The organism is Flavobacterium arundinis, assembly GCF_038289855.1.
Lineage (GTDB): Bacteria > Bacteroidota > Bacteroidia > Flavobacteriales > Flavobacteriaceae > Flavobacterium > Flavobacterium arundinis.
Window position 1 is genome coordinate 407,236 of the sequence record NZ_JBBYHR010000004.1, and the last position, 20,191, is coordinate 427,426.

Here is a 20,191-nt window from a genome sequence, read left to right on the forward strand (position 1 = left end):
CAGAACTATTTACAATTAATTCCCTGCATTGCTCCTTCGGGCAGGCCAAGTTCCCTTGCTTTTTTTACATCGGCACATGCCATTGCCATGTCGTTCTTATCCTGTGCCAGCCTTGCCCTGCAGGAATAAACATACGCCAGATTCTTTTCAGGGGCATTTTGCGCATCGATTATGGTGGTGTAATCAGCCATAGCTTTATCGGATTGTCCCATCATCTGATAATTAGTTGCACGTGACACCAGCGCCCTCCACGCCTGCTCTTCGTTGCTTACCTCAAGCGCTTTGCTATAGATATTTACAGCTGCTTCGTACCTGCGGGCCTTGCTCTGTACTACAGCTTTTTCCATTAATTCCTGGAAGTCGCCATTAGGTTTGCTATCTCCTCTTATAGTAACCTCATCAATAACTTTTACAGCAGTTTCTTTTTTAGGTGTTTCAGACTTGACGGCTTTACTGTTGCCGGTTTGGTTGTTGTATTTCGGATAGGTTTGCGCAGTTGTTGTAACGCCTGCAAATAAGATTGCGAAAAGTAGTAAGTGTTTCATAGTTAGTAGGATATTAGAATCACTAATTTATGAATTTTTCGTTTACTCCCATTAGTTGAGCATATAAAAATCCCTCATTGCAGTTGACAACGGTTATTAGTCGTTAGTGTAATTTTGTTTTCGTTTGGCAAGAACTGACATGCATAGTCTTTTAAAAACACCTGATAAACAAACGATTAACTGCTCTTTCTTTAAAGTAAATTAGGTTTCTGATTTTTGCCATTACAACAACCTCAGGCATCAATAAAAAAACCACCTGCAAGAGGTGGCTTTATTTACTGTTTTCTGTCGGACTAGAATTTCTCTCCCGTCGTTTTTTTAGATGTACCATTGTACTCTACAAGTGTAGCAAACGCTTTTTTCAATCGCTCTACAAGAGTTTGATCCGGAGTAAGATTGAAGGGTGCGCTGTAATCATTATAGTTTGGGCCTGCTATTGACATGTACTCAAACTGATTGGAACTTCCGTCGCCGCACTTTGCACTGCCCAGTTGCTTGCCTGACATAAAGAAATCATCAGAATACTCATTACTTAAGCCGGTAACTTTATTAAGGTCGATTGTCGTTGTGCAAACATCCCCTGAGTTCATTTGCTTTGAATACACAAAAAGGCCGTTGCTGTAGGAAATAAATTTCCTTGGCACAGCCAGGTTTTCCTGTAGCTTACTTGCAATCCAATCCATTGTCTCCGCTTTGGTTGGTTTGGCGCTTGTGGTTTTAGCTGCAGGCTTTGCCGCCGGCGTTTTTTTCTGTGCGCTAACGCCCAGGGTCATCAGTACTGCTGCAAGTACGAGTAATTTTGAAAATTTCATTGGTTGGTTTATTATTGGTTATGCCTACTATCGTTCGCGGGTTTCTGTTCGGCTCATTTTCCCCCGGTAAAAAGATATTTTTAACCGCTGCCAAATCTATCAAAATTTGTAATACGAATATTATTTTTTTGAAAGGAATTATCGATAAGTTATAATTCGTTAGCTCCTGATGAAGCAATGTTCTATTTGAGTTAATATTCGTTTTTACCCTCACGCCTTTGAGTATTCTGGAACTTCACTCATGCTGAAGAAAGATTGCCGAACTCTGTTCCTCCGCTCATAATGACACATTCGCACGTTTAACATACGATACAAAAAAAGCCCCTCCGTTTCCGGAAGGGCTTTCATATTTAAAGAGGATAAGGATTATTTGTTGTTCTCTCCTTTTTCCATTCTTTCTTTCAATTGAGACAGTGCATCGATATCACCAAGGGTGGTTTTCTCAGCATTGTTCGAAGAAGAATTGTTGTTGTTAGATTCCTGTTGGTTCCTTACATTTTTCTCTTCTTCATCACGGAAAGTAGCTGTGTGCGAAGCAACAACCCTTTTGAATTCTTTATTGAATTCAATTACTTTAAATTCAGCAGATTCGCCTTTTTTAAGTTTTTTTCCGTCTTCTTTTTCAAGGTGGCGTGTAGGGATGAAAGCAACGATATCGTCACCAAACTCTACAGTAGCTCCTTTGTCAACGATCTCAGCGATCTCTCCTGTGTGAACTGATCCTACACCGAAAGAATCCTCATACTTATCCCAAGGGTTAGCCTGGGTCTGTTTGTGGCCAAGAGACAGTTTACGTCCGTCAACATCAAGCTCAAGAACTACAACGTCAAGTTTATCACCTACGTTTACGAACTCACTTGGGTGCTTGATTTTCTTAGTCCATGAAAGGTCTGAGATATAGATCAATCCGTCGATGCCTTCTTCAAGCTCTACGAATATACCGAAGTTTGTAAAGTTCCTTACGATACCTGTGTGGCGTGAACCTACAGGGTATTTAGATGTGATGTCAGTCCAAGGGTCTTGTGAAAGCTGTTTGATACCAAGAGACATTTTACGGTCATCCCTGTCAAGTGTAAGGATAACTGCTTCTACCTCATCGCCAACTTTTACGAAGTCCTGCGCAGACCTAAGGTGCGTAGACCAAGACATTTCAGAAACGTGGATAAGGCCTTCAACACCTTCAGCAACCTCGATAAACGCACCGTAGTCAGCAATAACCACTACTTTACCTTTAACTTTGTCACCAACTGCAAGGTTTTTATCAAGCGCATCCCAAGGGTGTGCGTTCAATTGCTTAAGACCAAGCTGGATCCTTGTTTTCTCGTCATCAAAGTCAAGTATAACCACGTTAAGTTTCTGGTCTAATTCAAGAACCTCGCTTGGGTGATTGATACGGCTCCATGAAAGGTCAGTGATGTGGATAAGTCCGTCAACACCTCCAAGGTCGATGAACACACCGTATGAAGTAATGTTTTTAACAACACCTTCAAGTACCTGGCCTTTTTCAAGCTGCCCGATGATTTCTTTTTTCTGTACTTCGATATCCGCTTCGATAAGCGCTTTGTGCGAAACAACTACGTTTTTGAATTCGTGGTTGATCTTCACAACTTTAAACTCCATAGTTTTATTAACGTACTGGTCGTAATCACGGATCGGCTTAACATCGATCTGCGATCCAGGAAGGAAAGCCTCAATGCCGAATACGTCTACAATCATACCGCCTTTAGTCCTGCATTTTACAAAACCATTAACGATCTCTCCTGTTTCGTTAGCACTGATAACCCTGTCCCAAGCCTTGATAGTACGCGCTTTCTTGTGAGAAAGAACAAGCTGTCCTGATTTATCTTCGCGAACGTCGATAAGCACTTCAACTTTGTCACCTACTTTAAGGTTGGGGTTGTAGCGGAATTCGTTAAGGGAGATAACACCTTCAGATTTAGCATTGATATCAACAATCGCGTCCCTGTCAGTGATCCTTACTACTGTACCTTCTACTACCTCATCACTGTCAGTTGAAATGAAAGTCTTTTCAACCAATGTTTCAAATTCCCTTAGGTTTTGCTCGTCTACCGGATCAATACCTTCTTCGAAGTTATGCCAGTTAAACTCCTGTAGAAATTCCTCGTTTGTTTTTGTTTGTTCAGACATGCTGATTTAAAAATTTGTATCCTGTGTATTACCGGGTTTCGTGCAGCAGCAAAACAGCAGAAGTGTTTTACATAAAAATGATTTAAAACCTTAAGGAAACCTGTACTGCCAAAAGGTGCGCAAAGGTATGATATTTTTTTGATTTACAAAACATTACTCTTAAAGTTATCCTAATGAAAAATATAGGTTTTAGTTAACACTCTTTACAACCACCTTAACAGACTGCCGGTTTTTTATTCACTTATTTTATTCAAAGAAAAAAATTGCCGTAAACCACTGTAAATGAAGACAAATTGCATGAGAAATTTTACCCTCCTTACCAATAGATACACTTTTATACTAGTAATGCTTTTGCTGACTGGGATATCGTATGCGCAGCTTACCGTAAGTGTAACCCCAACCGACGAAACCTGTCCCGGCTACGGAGCGTTGTCTATTTCGGTAGCTAATGCCGATCCGGCAGCCCCGGTAGTCTATAAGGTCTACCTGCTGCCGGAAACAACAATACCGGTTTGGAACAGTACAGAATCGTATGTGCCGGCGCTGCAGGATGGAGACTACCTCGTTACGGCAACACAGCAAATTGGCGGCAATACTACCACCGCTCAGGCTAATGCCACTATCGGGTCGCTTTACGTTCCTATAGAATTTTATATAAGCAATACCACGGCCACCTGCAATACCGGAACCGATATGACTATTACCGTTACGGCAGGATCTCCCGCAACGTATGAGATTACCTCGGGCCCAGTTACCACGCCTCCGCAATCTTCGAATGTTTTCAGCAATATACCTTCAGGGACTTATGAAGTGCGTATAACAGATACCTGCGGAAACGGTTTTACAGGAACACATACTTTTGTTACAGAGCAAACGACATTAACACTGGCCGGGCCGGAATTTCCGGATACCGTTTTTTCTTCCTGCAACACAGTAAATGCCCAGTTTACCGTGAGCACGCCCACGGCATCAGGTATTGTATATCCGCTGGATGTACAAATAACGGTGACACCTCCTGATGGCAGCGCGAATCTGGTGTACAATCAAAATATAGCTTCCGGCGATTCGTCATTGCTTACAGTTACCCAGCCCATCGCCTATTATTCCCAAAATTACCAGGTAAGCATCAGGGTAACCGACCCTTGTGGCAATGTGTACCAGCAAAATGGTACTGCAGATGTGGCATTAAGAGCTACTGCGGGCGTTGCGCAGGTATCCTGTACCGGCCAAACCCTTACTGTAAATGTCACAAATCTGGTACCTCCCTATACGCTAGAATTTACTTCTGCTCCAGCCGGATTTGCAGCCGCAGATTATAACAGCTCTTATCCCGGCCCCTACACCGGACCCGCAGTATTTGGAACAGAAAGCAACCCAATGCCTTTAGGTTCCTATTCGATTACAGTAACCGATGCCTGCGGCCATACCGACAGCTTTAACCGCGAAATAGTGCAGCCGGAAACACCTGAACTGATAATTAATGCCGTTAACAACAATTGCCAGACACAGCTTGGAAGGGTAACCCTCAAGGTGCCGGGCAATGCTGTATTTGAAAGCGGCACCCTTGTTTCAGCGCCTTCTGCCTATTCCGGCGCAACCCCGGCCGATGTATCCGCAAATATAACCAACGACGGGAGGCTTACGGTCTCGAGCCTGCCTCCCGGCAATTACACTTTCGACCTTTCCGATTCGTGCGGCAATAGTTATGATGATATTGTAGTTAACATACCGCAATTTGCCCCCCTTGCACCGGAATATACCTCAGCCCCTGACTGTACGGCAGGATTAGGTACTATTTTAATACAGCCTGCAGTTACCGCAGTAACTATAACAGCTGCCCCGCCGGGGTTTGGCTACACTCTTCCCTACACTGCTACTGCCAATATTTTTGACGGCAGCTTCAGTATGGACGGCCTTGCACCCGGCACTTATACCTTTTCCGTTAATACAGAATGTCAAAATGGGTATACGCAAACCGTCGAAATAATTCCATTCTCTGTTACCACAAATTCTATCGCTGTTGTACCAACCTGCGACGATTTTAGTATAAATATCGCCTATAGCTCTAACGCTGGCGAATCGGTGAGCTTCTGGTTGCAAAGGTATAATGAGGAGACCGACTCCTGGGAGCATCCTAATACCGGCACAGCTTATACCGAAAATGATGAACTTACCGCAATTAACGCTTTCCCGCTTTCGGCCACAAACAATAGCCTGACCGTTAATGGCGAATTCCGCGTATTGAAACAGCAAAAATCCTATTGCATGGGCAGTTTAGGTAAAACAGAAAAGAATTGTATAGAGGAAGTGTATGAATTTGAATTTTATAATGTTTTGGGCATCACAAGTATCTATAACCGTACCTGTGTAGGCGAAGATTTTGAAGTGGAAGTGAATGCGACCGGGATCGACCCACATTATGAGATCATAAGCAAAGATAATGACACGTCTTTTTATGTAGATAATGGCACTAATAATATTTTCACAGGTCTGGAATCGGCGCTGTATGTACTAAGGGTAACCGATGCGTGTGGCGAATTCCGCGTAGAGCAATTCAATATCGCTGAACTTCCGCCACTTATCACTGCCAGCGTGGCTGATGATCTTTTATACTGCGACCAGGCTGGTGAAGGCTCGGGAATTTTCGACCTGTCCTCACAGGACGATGCCGTACTTGGCGATGTAGACCCTGATATTGCCATAGTGACCTACCATGCCACCCAACAGGATGCTGACCAGGGTAGTAATCCCCTACCGACTAACTATACCTCTTCTGGCTCGGCAACAATATATGCCCGTGTAGAATGGATCATAAACCCATTATGCTTTGGTACGAGTTCTTTTAGTATTATCTCAAGGCCGGCATTTGAGCTGCAAATGGCTGATACATGGGGAATGTGCAACGGCCAGCCCGTTACGATAACTGCTGATTCCGGCTACCCGGCCTACAGCTGGTCTACAGGCGAGACGACCCAAAGCATTACCGTTACAGAACCGGGAGACTATACTGTGACCGTGACTGACATTTGTGAAGTTTCTAAAACGGTATCTGCCGTGGTGGCAAACCAGCCGATGATAACAAACCTGGAAGTTGCGGACTGGACCGATAACAACAATACGATTACCGTATTTACAGACGGGACAGATACATCTGCCTACCAGTATTCATTTGACGGTATAAATTACCAGGACGAGTCTATATTGACTAATGTTCCTTCCGGTATACATACCGTATATGTACGCGACAGGTTCGGGTGCTTTCCTCCCGATGAGAAACAGGTTATGATTGCGGCCTACCCTAAATATTTTTCACCAAACGGCGATGGTAATAATGACAGGTGGCGTATTGCATTTGCCGTGCTGGAGCCGGGGCTTACCGTTCAGATATTTGACCGCTACGGAAAACTGATTACCAACTTCGGGGCCACTAGCGATGGCTGGGATGGTACTTTCAACGGAAGGGTAATGCCTGCGGATGATTACTGGTTTATTGTGAAGCGCGGAGACGGCAGGGAACTGAAGGGGCATTTTGCAATTGTGAGATAACTATACTGATGGCAAAAACAATAATTTATATTCCAAACAAAAATTTAGTTTTATGTTAAAAATAAACAGATATTGTTAACTTGTTGCTATTAATAATATCTTTAGCAGAATAATTAAGCATAAACTTAATTTTTTGCTATGAATATTTACCTGCAAAAATATTACAGGCACCTGCCGGCAATAGCGCTATGCCATTATATCCGCGTGGCTGTTGTGCTATTTTTTGCAGCACCTGTAGCTGCGCAGGATTTTACTCTTACTGTAGCAAAGACTGATGAGCTTTGCCCCGGTAATGGCTCTATGACGTTTTCTGTTGAAAATGCTGCCTCCGGGGTGCCTGTAAATTACAAAGTATATGCACTGCCAAATACTACTACCCCGATCTCTGACAACTCCAATACGTCAGTTACCGGGCTTGTCGACGGAAACTACCTGGTGGTCGCAACCCAAATTGTAAATGGCAGTCCGGTAACTGATGAGGAACAGGTATCTATTGAAGATAATACAATACCGCTCGCGTATGAGATAAATCACGTAAATGCGTATTGCGGCCCTGATGGTTCGCTTACAATAACAGTAACATCGGGCACTGCTGTTACCTATGAAATACTTGTGGGCCCTGTAATAAGGCCACCGCAAAGTTCCAGTATATTTAATAATCTCCCTGCCGGGAACTATAGCGTGAGGGTGGTTGACAACTGCGGTTCGGGAAATGTGATTACCCACGAAGTGTTTTCAGACAGTGCTGTATTGGCAATAGGCCCTAGCCTGTTTCCCGACGTGACCTTACCTGCTTGCGACCAGATAACCGTTAACAACAGGGTAAGCTCTTCCAACAACATTGATATGGCCTATCCGCTGGAAGTTACCATAACAGTATATCCTCCGGGCGGCGGAGCGCCTTTGGTGTATACGCAGTCGGTAGCTGCTGGCGGGCCTCAGGAAGCGGATGTACGGCAGGTAATATCCTTTTATTATGACACGCCCTATTATTATGATATAAAAGTAGTCGACCCTTGTGGGACAGTATATTTGGCCGAAAATAAACTTGTTGACCAAAAGCTTGCTATCAGCCCTGTATTTGATGATATGGGCTGCGGGTTCAAAGCGCTGAAGCTGACACCCGCCAAATACATTCCGCCCTATACCATTACATTCCTTGAGTCACCGGACGGATTTAACCCTGCAGCTTTCAACCCGGGACATCCCGGCCCTTTTACTGAAACCGAAGTAACGTATGGCGATGAGCAAAACCCCGTGCCTATCGGCCTTTATAAGTACAGCATTACAGATTCCTGTGGGCATACGGGTACCGGGGAGGCCGAGTATGTTGAGCCTGAGGTAGAACCTATAGCCAGCGTATTTAATGCCGGTTGTACCGGTGGCACCGGCCGTGTAGAAATTAATATCCCGGGCTTTATAATTGATGTTGCCACAGTGACCGAAGCGCCCCAGGAATATGAAGATCAATATGGATTGCCCAATGATGTATCGGAGTTTATCACAGAGGATGATGGGCTTAAAATAAATGACCTTGTTATCGGGGAATATGTTGTAACTCTTGTTGACACATGTGGCAATGTATGGCCGCCACTGCATTTTGAAATTCAGCAGGCACCCGGTTCGGTGGGTACACCGCTGGCCCGGCCCGACTGCACACCCGGAAAAGCAAGCGTTACGCTCGGCTCTACCGGAGGCGCCCTGACCCTTGTAAAGATTACCTCAGCGCCTGCTGCCTTTACTGAGCCCCTTCCCTATGATGTCTCTTTTAATATATCAACTGTAGATAATACGTTCTACATGGACGATCTGCCACCGGGAAATTACAGTTTTATTGCAGATACCGAATGCCAGACAGGCATAACGCGAAACGCGACCCTAAACGCGTACTCGGTCACGCAGAACGATTTTGAACTGATAAGGCATTGCGGGTCTTTCGACCTCGAAATGCACCATGCCAGTAATGCAGTGGCATTCCTTTCCTTCTGGCTGCAAAAATACAATACCGTTACCGGAACATGGGGCCATCCTGTTACGGGTGCGTCAGAACCCGCTGCCGGGCCGTATGACGCTATAAACGCATTACAGCTTACCAACAACAGCACAGTACCCAGCCTTACTCAAACCGGTCAGTACCGCGTTATGAAATTGTTCCAGTCGTTCCCAAGCGGCAGTGTAGGGACAAAAAAACTTTGCACGGAAGAACTCTATGATTTTGAATTCCTGAACGACCTGCAGATAACAAGGATAGCGAGCCTTACCTGTTCCGGCGCCATTGGCGACGTGCAGGCAGATGTAGAGGGCGCTGCACCCATCAATTATGAAATAATCAGCAAGAACGGCGATACTTCCTTCTATATAAACAACGGGCAAAATAATATTTTCAATGCGCTGGATACGGCCTATTATGTCATAAGGGTAACCGACCTGTGCGGCAATCTTAAGACACAGACTTTTAATGTGGCCGACCTCCCTTCGCTCGTTACAGCAGTACAGCCGGGCGACCTTGAGGTTTGTGATGAGGGTAATGACGGTAAAGAAACATTCAGTCTGTCGCAACAGGACGCCATAATACTTGACGGGCAGGATCCTGCATTAGTGGCTATAACCTACCACATTTCGCAGGATGATGCTGACAGCGGCCAAAATCCTTTGGCAGCCATATATGAATCGGCTACGGCAACTATCTATGCCAGGGTGGTGTATAACAATAACACAGCATGTGTAGCCACCACTTCGTTTGATGTTATTGTACACAGCACGCCACAATTGCAAATGGAAAGCATCTGGACAGCATGTGAAGGACAGGATATAGAAATAGTAGCCGATCCCGGTTATACAAGCTATGAGTGGTCCGGCGGGCAGACGACGCAATCTATAATTGTATCCCAAACAGGGAGCCACACGGTAAAAGTCACCAACGAGAATGGATGCGAAGCCGAGAAAACCGTATTGGTGAGCATATCCCCGCTTCCTGTAATAAGCCATATCGATATTACCGACTGGACGGATAACAACAATAGCATTACCGTGGTAATGGAAGACGAAACACTTGCTGCTAATTTTGAATATTCAGTCGATGGCATCAACTTCCAGGATAGCAATACTTTTTCCGGCCTTGCCGCCGGCCCCTATATTGTCTTTGTAAAAGACAAATTTGAATGCGGCCTCGCCACCAGGCCTGTCTTCCTACTCACCTATCCTAAATTCTTTACGCCAAACGGTGACGGCATCAATGAAACATGGCGCATAAAATATGCTATTATGGAACCGGACATGCTGACTTATATCTATGACCGGTATGGCAAGCTCATAACCGGATTTGACATTGAAAGCCCGGGATGGGATGGGACATTAAATGGAGTGCCGCTTCCCTCTACCGACTACTGGTTTGTCGTGAAAAGGCAAAATGGCGAAGAAAAGAGAGGGCATTTCTCGCTGATACGGTAATTTTTATTTCAGATTTCAGAAGGTAGATTTTAGACTGAGCTTCACTAATACAAACTGAAATCCGAAGTTTTTTCGCCCCCAATTATTTTTATCTAAAATTTATTCAAACAAAACAGGCCGCCTAAAAAGACAGCCTGATAATTTTATTTCTGATGTTTGACAGTTAATGTTTTACATCAGCTACTACAGCCGGATCATGCTTATGCTTGAACATTACGGCAAACAAAATGGCGATAACCAATGAATATGCAGCAAAGGATAGCCATATATCATGCCATTCCCTCATTGTAACAGCAGTATCGAAAATTCCCTGCGCATCGACTTTTGTGCCGCTCTCCGTTAAAAATTTTGTCATAACCGCATTATCCGTTGTAGTATCAAGGTACGCGGCCAGCTCAGTCGTGCTTTTAAATGATCTTGTAAAATAACTGTCAATAAGCCAACCCGAAATGACGCTTCCCATTACGGCCCCAAAACCGTTAGTCATCATCATAAATAAACCTTGTGCCGATGAGCGTATTTTAGCGCTTGTATTGGTCTCTACAAACAGGGAACCTGAAATATTGAAAAAATCAAATGCCATGCCATAAACTATGCAAGATAATATGATCATCCACAGGCCGGTTGTAGGGTCGCCATAGGCAAATAAGCCAAAACGCAATACCCATGCGAACATACTTATAAGCATTACCTGTTTGATGCCAAAACGCTTAAGGAAGAATGGTATCGCGAGTATAAACAATGTTTCAGAAATCTGGGAGATCGACATTATGATGGTGGAGTACTTTACCACGAATGAATCGGCATATTTTGGAAAATGCTTGAACTCATCCAGGAATACGTCGCCATAGGCATTCGTTAGCTGCAACGCGCCACCAAGGAACATAGAGAACACAAAGAACAATGCTATCTTGTAATTGCCAAATAGTTTAAATGCGCCAAGTCCGAGTGTTTCGCCGAGCGAAGCATTTTCTTTAATAAGGCGCTGCGGTTCACATTTTGGAAGTGTAAAAGCATAAATGGCGAGTGCAATCGCAGCTATCGCAGCTATATAAAACTGGAATTCAGTAGCTTTATTATCGGTAAGATTCGTTATCCACATAGCTACAATAAAACCTATTGTACCCCATACACGAATGGGAGGAAAATCCTTAACTACGTCATTGTTATTAAGTTTTAAGGCCGTATAGGATATGGAATTGCTCAGCGAAATGGTAGGCATGTAAAAACACATTGCCACAAACATCACGTAAATGAACGTTGTAGGATCTTCAACCATTGGCAGGCAGAATAATGCCCCTGCATACAGGATATGCAGTATGCCGTATAACTTTTCTGCATTAACCCATCGGTCGGCAATGATACCGGTAAGCGTAGGCATAAATATAGAAGCAAATCCCATGGTGCTGAAAACAAGCCCAAATTGTGTACCGTCCCAGTGTTTTGTTCCAAACCAGTAGTTCGCGATCGTGATTAGCCATGCCCCCCATACAAAAAACTGGAGGAAGCTCATTATAACAAGACGGTTTTTAATGCCCATAAAATCTTCTATGTTAAATTAACATTTTATTAACGGCGGTAAATCTATAATAAAAAACAGATATTCGGAACAACTATATCGTTAAAGTTGGATCGCTTCTGTTGCGAGGCCAAGCACCAATTCAAACTGTTCCTGCCTGGAAAGTGTGGAATTATCTATTACAATGGCGTCAACTGCCTGTATGAGTGGGGAATCTTCCCTGTTGGAGTCTATATAATCGCGGTCCTGTACGTTCTTCAAAACTGCTTCGTAGGTCACAGCCTCGCCTTTTTGGGTAAGTTCGTCATAGCGCCTTTGGGCACGTGTTTCGGGGCTGGCTGTCATAAATAGCTTCAGTTCGGCATTCGGGAAAACTACGGTACCAATATCCCTGCCATCCATCACCACGCCTTTGTTCTCGCCCATATGCTGCTGCTGCTCTACAAGCTTGGCGCGCACTTCAGACACTTCTGCCACATGGCTTACCAGTGAAGATACTTCCAGTGTCCTGATTTTCTTCTCGGCATTTTGACCGTTGATATACATCTCGGCAAAGCCTGCGTCTGGATTAAACCTGAAATCAAGTTTAATATCCGGTAAATTTTTTATCAGGCCCTGCTTATCGAAATGGGTTGGGGATATGAAGCCATTTTCCATGGCATACAGCGTGATAGCCCGGTACATGGCGCCGCTGTCTACATAGGCATAGCCCAAATGGGCAGCAACCTGTTTGGCAAGGGTGCTTTTTCCTGTAGATGAAAAGCCATCTATGGCGATAGTAATTTTTTTATCCAAGGCTACTGTAAGTTTATCGTTAGCCCAAACAGGCTGGTATTGGCTGCAAGGGTATATCTTGAGTACGAGTAATCGAACCGCAATTTATTAAATCTTAAGCCTACACCGACAGAAATACCCGAAAAAGTTCGTTTATCCTGGATACTAAGTTCTGCAGACCTCCTGAAGTTGTAACCAGCCCGCAGATTGAAGCTCTTGCCCGGAAATAATTCTGCCCCAAGGATAACGTGACGCAATGCATTATTTATAAAAGATACTTTTTCCGGGGTGCTGCCGCCATCGATATTTTCTTCGGCCCTGTTCGGATTAGAGAAGGCAATGTTCCATTGCTGCAGGTTTTCCAGGGTGATGTGCCACCTCAACGGTACATTTTCCAGCTTTTGGGATATACCCGCAATAACTTCGAGCGGCAATGGTTCCTGCAGGCCGGCATAGGTAGTAAACTGTGTACCGGCATTCCTGATGGCGAGCGCAATATTTATGTCGTTAACCTCATCAATATAAATACCGCCAATATCTATAGCACCTCCAAAAGAATTATAACTTTCTAAAGTCGAGGATATCAGCTTAGCATTAGCTCCCAGGTAAATATCAGTATAAGGAATATTAAAAGCATAGCCAAAGGAAAGTGCGATCTCGCTACCTGTAAAATCGCCTGTGAGCATACCCGATTCGTCGCGGCCTTCAAAGGTTCCGTAATTCACATAGTTAACCCCGGCGTGGAATGTCTGTACATGCCTGTCCCATGTATAAGCATAGGCGGCGGTACCATAGGTAACTTCGCCGTAATAATTGCCATAATTAACGGAAAGCTGGTTGTCCATTTCAGGATTGATTGTTGCAGGGTTATAAATGCCCTGGTTGACATCGTAATCGTAAAGCGTAATGATCTTTCCGCCTAAAGCAGCCTGGCGCGGCGAGGTGACAAGGTTTAAGAACTGGTATGTATACTTACCTCCTATCTGGCTAAAAGACAAAGTGGTACAGAATAAAAAGAGATAAAGTAACCGGTTTTTAAACATTGCTTGTTTATACGTTTTGTGCTTACTATAACGCAACTGCGAAGATATTATTTTTTAAATAAAAAAACGGCTAAGAATTTTAGCCGTTTTATGAGTATTTTGAAGTGTTTAAAGCACTTTTGCATTCTTAGCCTTTTGGTCGGTTACGGCAAATTTAATTACCTCGCCCATTTCCCTTACATAATGGAAGGTGAGCCCCTGCAAGTAATCCTGGTTGATCTCTGCAATATCCTGCCTGTTTTCCTCACAGAGGATAATTTCTTTAATATTCGCTCTTTTTGCAGCGAGTATTTTTTCCTTGATGCCGCCTACAGGCAATACCCTGCCCCTGAGCGTTATTTCGCCTGTCATTGCCAGGTTTTTTTTCACCCTTTTTTGGGTGAACGAAGATACCAGCGATGTCAGCATAGCCACACCGGCGCTTGGCCCGTCTTTTGGGGTTGCGCCTTCCGGTACGTGGATGTGTACGTTATAATTCGTTATTACTTCCGGGCTGATGCCAAGCTGCTCTGCATTCGATTTTATATATTCTAAGGCAATGGTAGCCGATTCCTTCATTACCGTCCCAAGGTTACCGGTCATGGTCATGTTGCCCTTACCTTTGGAAAGTATTGATTCTATAAACAATATATCGCCACCCACGCTGGTCCAGGCCAATCCCGTAACCACACCGGCAACATCGTTGTTTTCATACTTGTCGCGTTCCATCCTTGGGGCACCCAGTACTTTCACGATATCCTCATCGGTAACTTTCACGTTGTACTCCTCCTCCATCGCAATGCATTTGGCAACATTCCGCACCATTTTAGCGATCTGCTTTTCAAGGCCGCGCACCCCTGATTCGCGTGTGTATCCTACAGCGATCTGTTCCAGCTGTTTTTTGCCTATCTGTACATCCTTTGGTTTCAGGCCGTGCTCTGCAATCTGTTTTGGCAGCAGGTGTTTTTTGGCTATCTCAGTTTTTTCCTCAATGGTATAGCCTGTCATATTGATGATCTCCATCCTGTCGCGCAATGCCGGCTGGATCGTCGTAAGATTGTTTGCCGTCGCAATGAACATCACTTTCGAAAGGTCAAAACCCATTTCAAGGAAATTATCATAGAATTCGGAGTTTTGCTCCGGGTCCAGCACTTCGAGCAACGCCGAAGAAGGATCGCCCTGGTTGCTAACACTCAGCTTGTCTATCTCATCCAGTACAAATACAGGATTAGCTGTACCCGCTTTTTTAAGGCTTTGGATAATCCTGCCCGGCATGGCACCGATATAAGTTTTCCTGTGGCCCCTTATTTCCGCTTCGTCACGAAGGCCGCCAAGGGAAATACGAATGTATTCCCTGCCAAGTGCTTCGGCCACCGACCTGCCTATAGAGGTCTTACCCACGCCCGGAGGGCCATAAAGGCATATGATAGGAGATTTCATATCATTACGAAGCTTAAGCACTGCAAGATGCTCTATAATACGTTTCTTAACGTCATCGAGCCCGTAGTGGTCTTTATGCAATATCTTTTCGGCACGCTTCAGGTCAAAATTGTCTTTGGAGTATTCGTTCCAGGGCAGGTCGAGCATCAGTTCAAGGTAGTTGCGCTGTGTACCGTATTCTGCTGCCTGCGGATTCGTACGCTGTAGCTTGGCAACTTCTTTCTCAAATTGGGCTTTTACTTTGTCATTCCATTTTTTAGACCTTCCCTTTTGGCGCATATCCTCGATCTCCTGGTCGTGCGACACACCGCCAAGCTCTTCCTGTATAGTTTTCATTTGCTGATGCAGGAAGTACTCGCGCTGCTGCTGGTCGAGGTCAAAGCGTACTTTGCTCTGGATGTCGTTTTTAAGTTCCAGCTTCTGGAGTTCAAGGTTCATGTAACGCAATGTTTCAAGAGCCCTGTCCTTCAGGTTGTTTATTGCAAGGAGGTCCTGTTTTTCTTTAACCGAAAGGTTCATGTTCGATGAAACAAAATTCACCAAAAACGAATCGCTCTCAATATTTTTTATAGCGAAGGTAGCTTCTGTGGGAATGTTCGGGCTTTCCTTTATAATCTGGATGGCAAGTTCCTTAATAGATTCGATGATCGTATTGAACTCTGCATCTTTTTTATCAGGCCTCACTTCACTTACCTCTTTTGTAGTTGCTTTCAGGTACGGTTGGTCGGTAGTTACAGTATCAATCTCAAATCGCTTTTTACCTTGGAGGATAACGGTAGTATTTCCATCAGGCATTTTCAATACCCGCAGTATCCTTGCTACGGTACCTACTGGATTAATATCGTCTGCCCCCGGCTCTTCTACCGATTCGTCTTTCTGGGCCACTACCCCAATTATTTTGTCGCCCGCGTTGGCATCATTGATAAGCTTTATCGACTTATCACGGCCTGCCGTAATTGGAATAACTACGCCCGGAAACAGCACCATGTTACGCAATGGTAGTATGGCGAGCGTAGCGGGCAACTCCTCGTTGTTCATTTCTTCTTCATCTTCGGGGGTCATTAACGGAATTAATTCTGCATCCGTGTCAAGTTCCTGAAGTGACAAACTGTCAATATTTAATATTTTTTGATTAGGCATATCCTTAAAAGGTCATTTTGTCATTAAACATATTTGTTATCCGAACAGTGTTGTCTAAATAAAACTGTTCTTACGTACTGGGAGCCAGCCATAAGAGGCAAGGGCAGCCAAATTTGCAATCTCTATATTTCAATCATTGTGCCATAAAAAAATCCGCCGTAGCGGATTTTAATATATTTAAATGCAATATAGTCAGAATTAATATTCTACATCAAACTGCCCATTTGTAATAGTATGTGTTGGAACTCCACCACCAGCATCTACAATAGTATACTGGAAAGTACCAACGATATGCCCATCTTCTTTAGCAGTAATAGTAACTGAGCCTTCTAATGCGCTAAGAGTGGTATCCTCGTCAACAATGTAGAATCCCTTAGCATCACTTCCAAATTCATTGCTGATCGCGTATGTACCTGCTCCAAGGTCATCGGATATTACCAGAAGAATACCCGAGCCATTAGTATCAACACCCTGAATGTTTATAAAAGGGCTGGTTCCGCCTTCAATAAAGCTTGTAATAACACTGTTTGCATAATCTTTAGCTGTACCATCTACAGTTGCTTTAAATATGTCACCCGTGGCGTTATCAGTTGTATAAGGAACATTATCAAAAACTCCTTCAGTAAATGCCTTTTCGTCATCTGCATCATTAATTGCGTTAAAGCTGAATGTCCCCGAAATAGTATGGTTCACTGTATCTATATCCGATATGGTTACCGTACCGGCATTTTCTATCAACAAGCTGCTGTATACATTATCATCATCTTCGCTCGCCGCATAAGATAAAACTGCCAGATCCGTATAAGTACCTTCAGCGGTAGCATTTATTACTATAGCTACATATTCGCCATTCGCTCCTCTGAAACCGGCTATAGATGTCAATCCTACACCCATTGTAGCCTGCGCATCATCAGCTGTAAACTGTGCCCCGTCAATTTTAACCTTAAATAATGACTCCGGCTGAGGGCCAACAGTACCTGTATAAGGAACGTTTTGGAATGCTCCATTCGTAAAGGTAATTGAAGGTGCATCTACTTCTACATCATTCCTGTACCCCACAAAATTAAACGTTCCGGATATGGTATGGTTTGTCGTATTGATAGATGTTATAGTAACCGTACCGTTAGGATCACTTTCCAGAGAAGGATTTACGTTCGTGTACATATACATAGTGGTAATCGACGGCTGGTATGATATTAACCCGCCATCTGCCAGATTATAGGTACCAGTCGTTGTTCCCGGTACTATAAGGCTTACATTTTCCCCACTCGGCAATTTCACACCTGATACTGCTATTGAATTTCCGCTTACTACAGCAGTTGCCTGGGCAGTTGCAAATGTACTTCCATTGAAATCTACTTTAAATGAAGCAGGTCCTGATGGCTGCTCGCCATTATCTATAAGTAGCGGATCTACCGGCTCAGAATCACACGAAGTGAACCCTATAGCCGCAAACAGCATTATAAAAGCAGTTAAAAAGTTTAATTTTTTCATAGCAAAATTTCTTTTATTTTAAGGTCTCAAATATAACAGAATTAAATTAATATAAAAACCTTATTTTGTTAATAGTCTACCTACAAATATTTTAAACAGAAACCGCCCCTGATGGAGCGGTTTCAAATACTGTATTTTATTTAATTCACATCGTAAGACTCCAGTGTTTCAATAACATCATCGCCACCGTCAGATGCGGTAAGTATAATTTTTACCGGGCCTACGTCTTTGGCCCACCAGTAGTCTGATACTGTCTCGGCACCCATAACACTCTGCGTCACGCGTGCATGGATAACATGGTTAAAAGTTTCGCCTTCAACTTCTATTGAAATGTCTTTCTCAAGTATCTTACCCAGAATAGTCCCTTCATATTGCATATCCGGAATTTCGGGCATACCAGGCATGTCAAATGTCATACTTTGGGTAAAGGTATCTGTCCAGGTTTCACCAACATTAAGATAATCTTTAAAAATAATATAGTTAAGACCAGAAATACTCATCCCCGTGTTGGTAGTAGCCGAAACCCTTACATAATAACTTCCGTTATCTACCCTTGCATATGCATCGCCCGTAGCAAATGCCGGGCCGTTGGAGCCGAAGAATTCATCAAACTTATAATAGGTTTCTCCATCTATCGTCTGCGTAGCGCCTATTGTCATATCCTGGTCGGTACCATTGGTAATGTTGTAAAACCAGGTATTATCAACCGCCAATGGCCAATAGGTGCCATCGCCGCCATTGTTGTTCCCGCCACCCCCGCCGGGATTATTGTCATCCGGATTTTGCTCGGTAAGCACCGGATCTGTTGGTTCGGTATCACAAGAAACGCCTATAATTGAAAGCAGTGTGATTGCAAACAGCATTTTTATTGATTTCATAAAATTGGTTAGTTAAATAGGTTAGTGTGCCAAATATATAAAATAAAACAAATGCTTTAACTTTTTTTTGGCACCCTCAATAACAATACAATCCCTATGACAAAAAACACTGTAAGAAAGACAACCGAGTACCGCTGGCTATGCAAGACCTGGTCTATCGCCCCGTAAAGGAGCATGCCTATAACAATGCCGATTTTTTCGGTTACATCATAAAAGCTAAAGTAAGAAGCCGTATCTTTTGTCTCAGGAAGGAATTTAGAATAGGTACTTCTTGAAAGGGACTGTATACCGCCCATTACCAAGCCGACAAAAGCTGCCGTAATATAAAAATGTACCGGCTCAGTTACAAACCAGGCACAGCTACAAATTACTGCCCATACGATATTTATCCCTATCAGGGTTTTTATATTTCCGTGTTTTGCCGATAGTTTGGAGGTAATTACCGCACCGGCAACTGCAACCAGCTGTATAAGCAAAATACTGATGATGAGCCCCATGCTCTTGCCGCCTTCATCCGGCCAGTTGATCTCTTCCGCGCCAAAATAAGTTGCTGCAAGCATAACGGTCTGTACTGCCATGCTGTACACAAAGAAAGCGCCGAGGTATCTTTTTAGCCTGATGTTTTCTTTGAGCTGAAGCCAAACCTTACGCAGTTCCCTGAAGCCATTCAGCATGACATCACCGGTTACTTTATTTCTTTTAACGCCTTTCGGCAAATAATAATAAGTATACTGGCTAAACACGATCCACCACAATCCTACAGCTACAAAAGAAAACCGCATTACCTGCATTTTATGTTCATTTGCAACGTTAAGCAATACTGCCAGGACACCCACCAATAATATAACGCTGCCAATATATCCCATTGAATATCCTTTGGCGCTCACGGCATCCTGCTGTTCCGGATGGGCAATATCGGGAAGGTAGGAATTATAAAACACCAGGCTTCCCCAAAAGCCTACAAGGCCAAACAGGTAACAGACAAGACTCAAATACAGGTTTTCTTTATTAAACCAATACAACCCAATGCATGCTAATGCCCCTATGTAACAAAAAGCTTTAAGGAATGATTTTTTATTTCCGGCATAATCGGCAATTCCCGACAGCAGCGGCGATATAAAAGCGACAATAAGAAATGCAAATGCAGTTGTAAAACTGATTATTGCAGTGCCCTTCATCGAAGTGCCAAATACATCGATCATTTCCCCTTTTTCGATGATAAGTGTATAAAAGATGGGGAATACTGCCGAAGCAATAACAAGGCTGTAAACGGAGTTCGCCCAGTCGTAGAAAGCCCAGGCGTTCAGGAGCTTTTTGCTGCCCTTTTCAAGTTGTGCCATAGTGTTTGGTTTGGTTACCAAAACTAATGTATTTTTTGAAATAATAATAATTTATCGGAACACCGATGACACAGATTCGGCGG

Annotated in this window: 12 protein-coding genes; 2 read left to right on the forward strand and 10 right to left on the reverse strand. The window is 43.7% G+C overall.

Translation table 11 applies throughout. The annotated features are described in order from the left end of the window. Positions 1 to 5 precede the first annotated feature (5 nt). From AAEO56_RS10155 to rpsA, 3 genes are all read right to left on the reverse strand, one after another. Positions 6 to 545, reverse strand: a complete 540-nt coding sequence (locus AAEO56_RS10155) for a hypothetical protein (protein ID WP_341696938.1) — start codon at positions 543 to 545, stop codon at positions 6 to 8. A gap of 293 nt (positions 546 to 838) precedes the next feature. Continuing rightward, positions 839 to 1,357 (reverse strand): hypothetical protein, encoded by a 519-nt coding sequence (locus AAEO56_RS10160; RefSeq protein WP_341696939.1) that lies wholly within the window; start codon positions 1,355 to 1,357, stop codon positions 839 to 841. Between the two features lie 366 nt (positions 1,358 to 1,723). Further along, entirely contained in the window at positions 1,724 to 3,505 is a 1,782-nt protein-coding gene (gene rpsA, locus AAEO56_RS10165; RefSeq protein WP_341696940.1) for a 30S ribosomal protein S1, read from the reverse strand. A 297-nt stretch (positions 3,506 to 3,802) separates the two neighbouring features. Here rpsA and AAEO56_RS10170 point away from each other — a divergent pair, with 297 nt between their 5' ends. Continuing rightward, entirely contained in the window at positions 3,803 to 7,051 is a 3,249-nt protein-coding gene (locus tag AAEO56_RS10170; RefSeq protein WP_341696941.1) for a T9SS type B sorting domain-containing protein, read from the forward strand. A gap of 138 nt (positions 7,052 to 7,189) precedes the next feature. Further along, positions 7,190 to 10,501 (forward strand): T9SS type B sorting domain-containing protein, encoded by a 3,312-nt coding sequence (locus tag AAEO56_RS10175; protein ID WP_341696942.1) that lies wholly within the window; start codon positions 7,190 to 7,192, stop codon positions 10,499 to 10,501. A 163-nt stretch (positions 10,502 to 10,664) separates the two neighbouring features. Here the strand turns inward: AAEO56_RS10175 and AAEO56_RS10180 are convergent, their stop codons facing one another. The 7 genes from AAEO56_RS10180 to AAEO56_RS10210 all read right to left on the reverse strand — a co-directional run bounded on the left by AAEO56_RS10180 (position 10,665) and on the right by AAEO56_RS10210 (position 20,108). Beyond that, the gene (locus AAEO56_RS10180) at positions 10,665 to 12,041 is read right to left on the reverse strand and encodes a nucleoside permease (RefSeq protein ID WP_341696943.1); all 1,377 of its coding nucleotides are present in this window, start codon (positions 12,039 to 12,041) and stop codon (positions 10,665 to 10,667) included. Between the two features lie 81 nt (positions 12,042 to 12,122). Further along, entirely contained in the window at positions 12,123 to 12,815 is a 693-nt protein-coding gene (gene cmk, locus AAEO56_RS10185; protein ID WP_341696944.1) for a (d)CMP kinase, read from the reverse strand. A 2-nt stretch (positions 12,816 to 12,817) separates the two neighbouring features. Next, on the reverse strand, positions 12,818 to 13,837 hold the full coding sequence (gene porQ, locus AAEO56_RS10190; protein ID WP_341696945.1) for a type IX secretion system protein PorQ: 1,020 nt from the start codon (positions 13,835 to 13,837) through the stop codon (positions 12,818 to 12,820). A gap of 108 nt (positions 13,838 to 13,945) precedes the next feature. Beyond that, positions 13,946 to 16,396 carry an endopeptidase La gene (gene lon / locus AAEO56_RS10195; RefSeq protein WP_341696946.1) on the reverse strand — a complete coding sequence of 817 codons (2,451 nt, stop codon included), beginning with the start codon at positions 16,394 to 16,396 and terminating at the stop codon, positions 13,946 to 13,948. A 198-nt stretch (positions 16,397 to 16,594) separates the two neighbouring features. Next, positions 16,595 to 17,890: a DUF6252 family protein gene (locus AAEO56_RS10200; RefSeq protein ID WP_341696947.1), complete on the reverse strand. Its 1,296-nt coding sequence runs from the start codon at positions 17,888 to 17,890 to the stop codon at positions 16,595 to 16,597. 140 nt (positions 17,891 to 18,030) lie between these two features. Further along, positions 18,031 to 18,768: a hypothetical protein gene (locus AAEO56_RS10205; protein WP_341696948.1), complete on the reverse strand. Its 738-nt coding sequence runs from the start codon at positions 18,766 to 18,768 to the stop codon at positions 18,031 to 18,033. 56 nt (positions 18,769 to 18,824) lie between these two features. Next, positions 18,825 to 20,108, reverse strand: coding sequence for an MFS transporter (locus AAEO56_RS10210; RefSeq protein ID WP_341696949.1), 1,284 nt, complete (start codon positions 20,106 to 20,108; stop codon positions 18,825 to 18,827). Between the last annotated feature and the right edge of the window lie 83 nt (positions 20,109 to 20,191).

Bases quoted from the DNA above. Each gene is read 5' to 3' on its own strand.
- AAEO56_RS10155 (WP_341696938.1), bottom strand. From the start codon at position 545: ATGAAACACTTACTACTTTTCGCAATCTTATTTGCAGGCGTTACAACA.
- AAEO56_RS10160 (WP_341696939.1), bottom strand. From the start codon at position 1,357: ATGAAATTTTCAAAATTACTCGTACTTGCAGCAGTACTGATGACCCTG.
- rpsA (WP_341696940.1), bottom strand. From the start codon at position 3,505: ATGTCTGAACAAACAAAAACAAACGAGGAATTTCTACAGGAGTTTAAC.
- lon (WP_341696946.1), bottom strand. From the start codon at position 16,396: ATGCCTAATCAAAAAATATTAAATATTGACAGTTTGTCACTTCAGGAA.
- porQ (WP_341696945.1), bottom strand. From the start codon at position 13,837: ATGTTTAAAAACCGGTTACTTTATCTCTTTTTATTCTGTACCACTTTG.
- AAEO56_RS10170 (WP_341696941.1), top strand. From the start codon at position 3,803: ATGAGAAATTTTACCCTCCTTACCAATAGATACACTTTTATACTAGTA.
- AAEO56_RS10175 (WP_341696942.1), top strand. From the start codon at position 7,190: ATGAATATTTACCTGCAAAAATATTACAGGCACCTGCCGGCAATAGCG.
- AAEO56_RS10205 (WP_341696948.1), bottom strand. From the start codon at position 18,768: ATGAAATCAATAAAAATGCTGTTTGCAATCACACTGCTTTCAATTATA.
- AAEO56_RS10200 (WP_341696947.1), bottom strand. From the start codon at position 17,890: ATGAAAAAATTAAACTTTTTAACTGCTTTTATAATGCTGTTTGCGGCT.
- AAEO56_RS10210 (WP_341696949.1), bottom strand. From the start codon at position 20,108: ATGGCACAACTTGAAAAGGGCAGCAAAAAGCTCCTGAACGCCTGGGCT.
- AAEO56_RS10180 (WP_341696943.1), bottom strand. From the start codon at position 12,041: ATGGGCATTAAAAACCGTCTTGTTATAATGAGCTTCCTCCAGTTTTTT.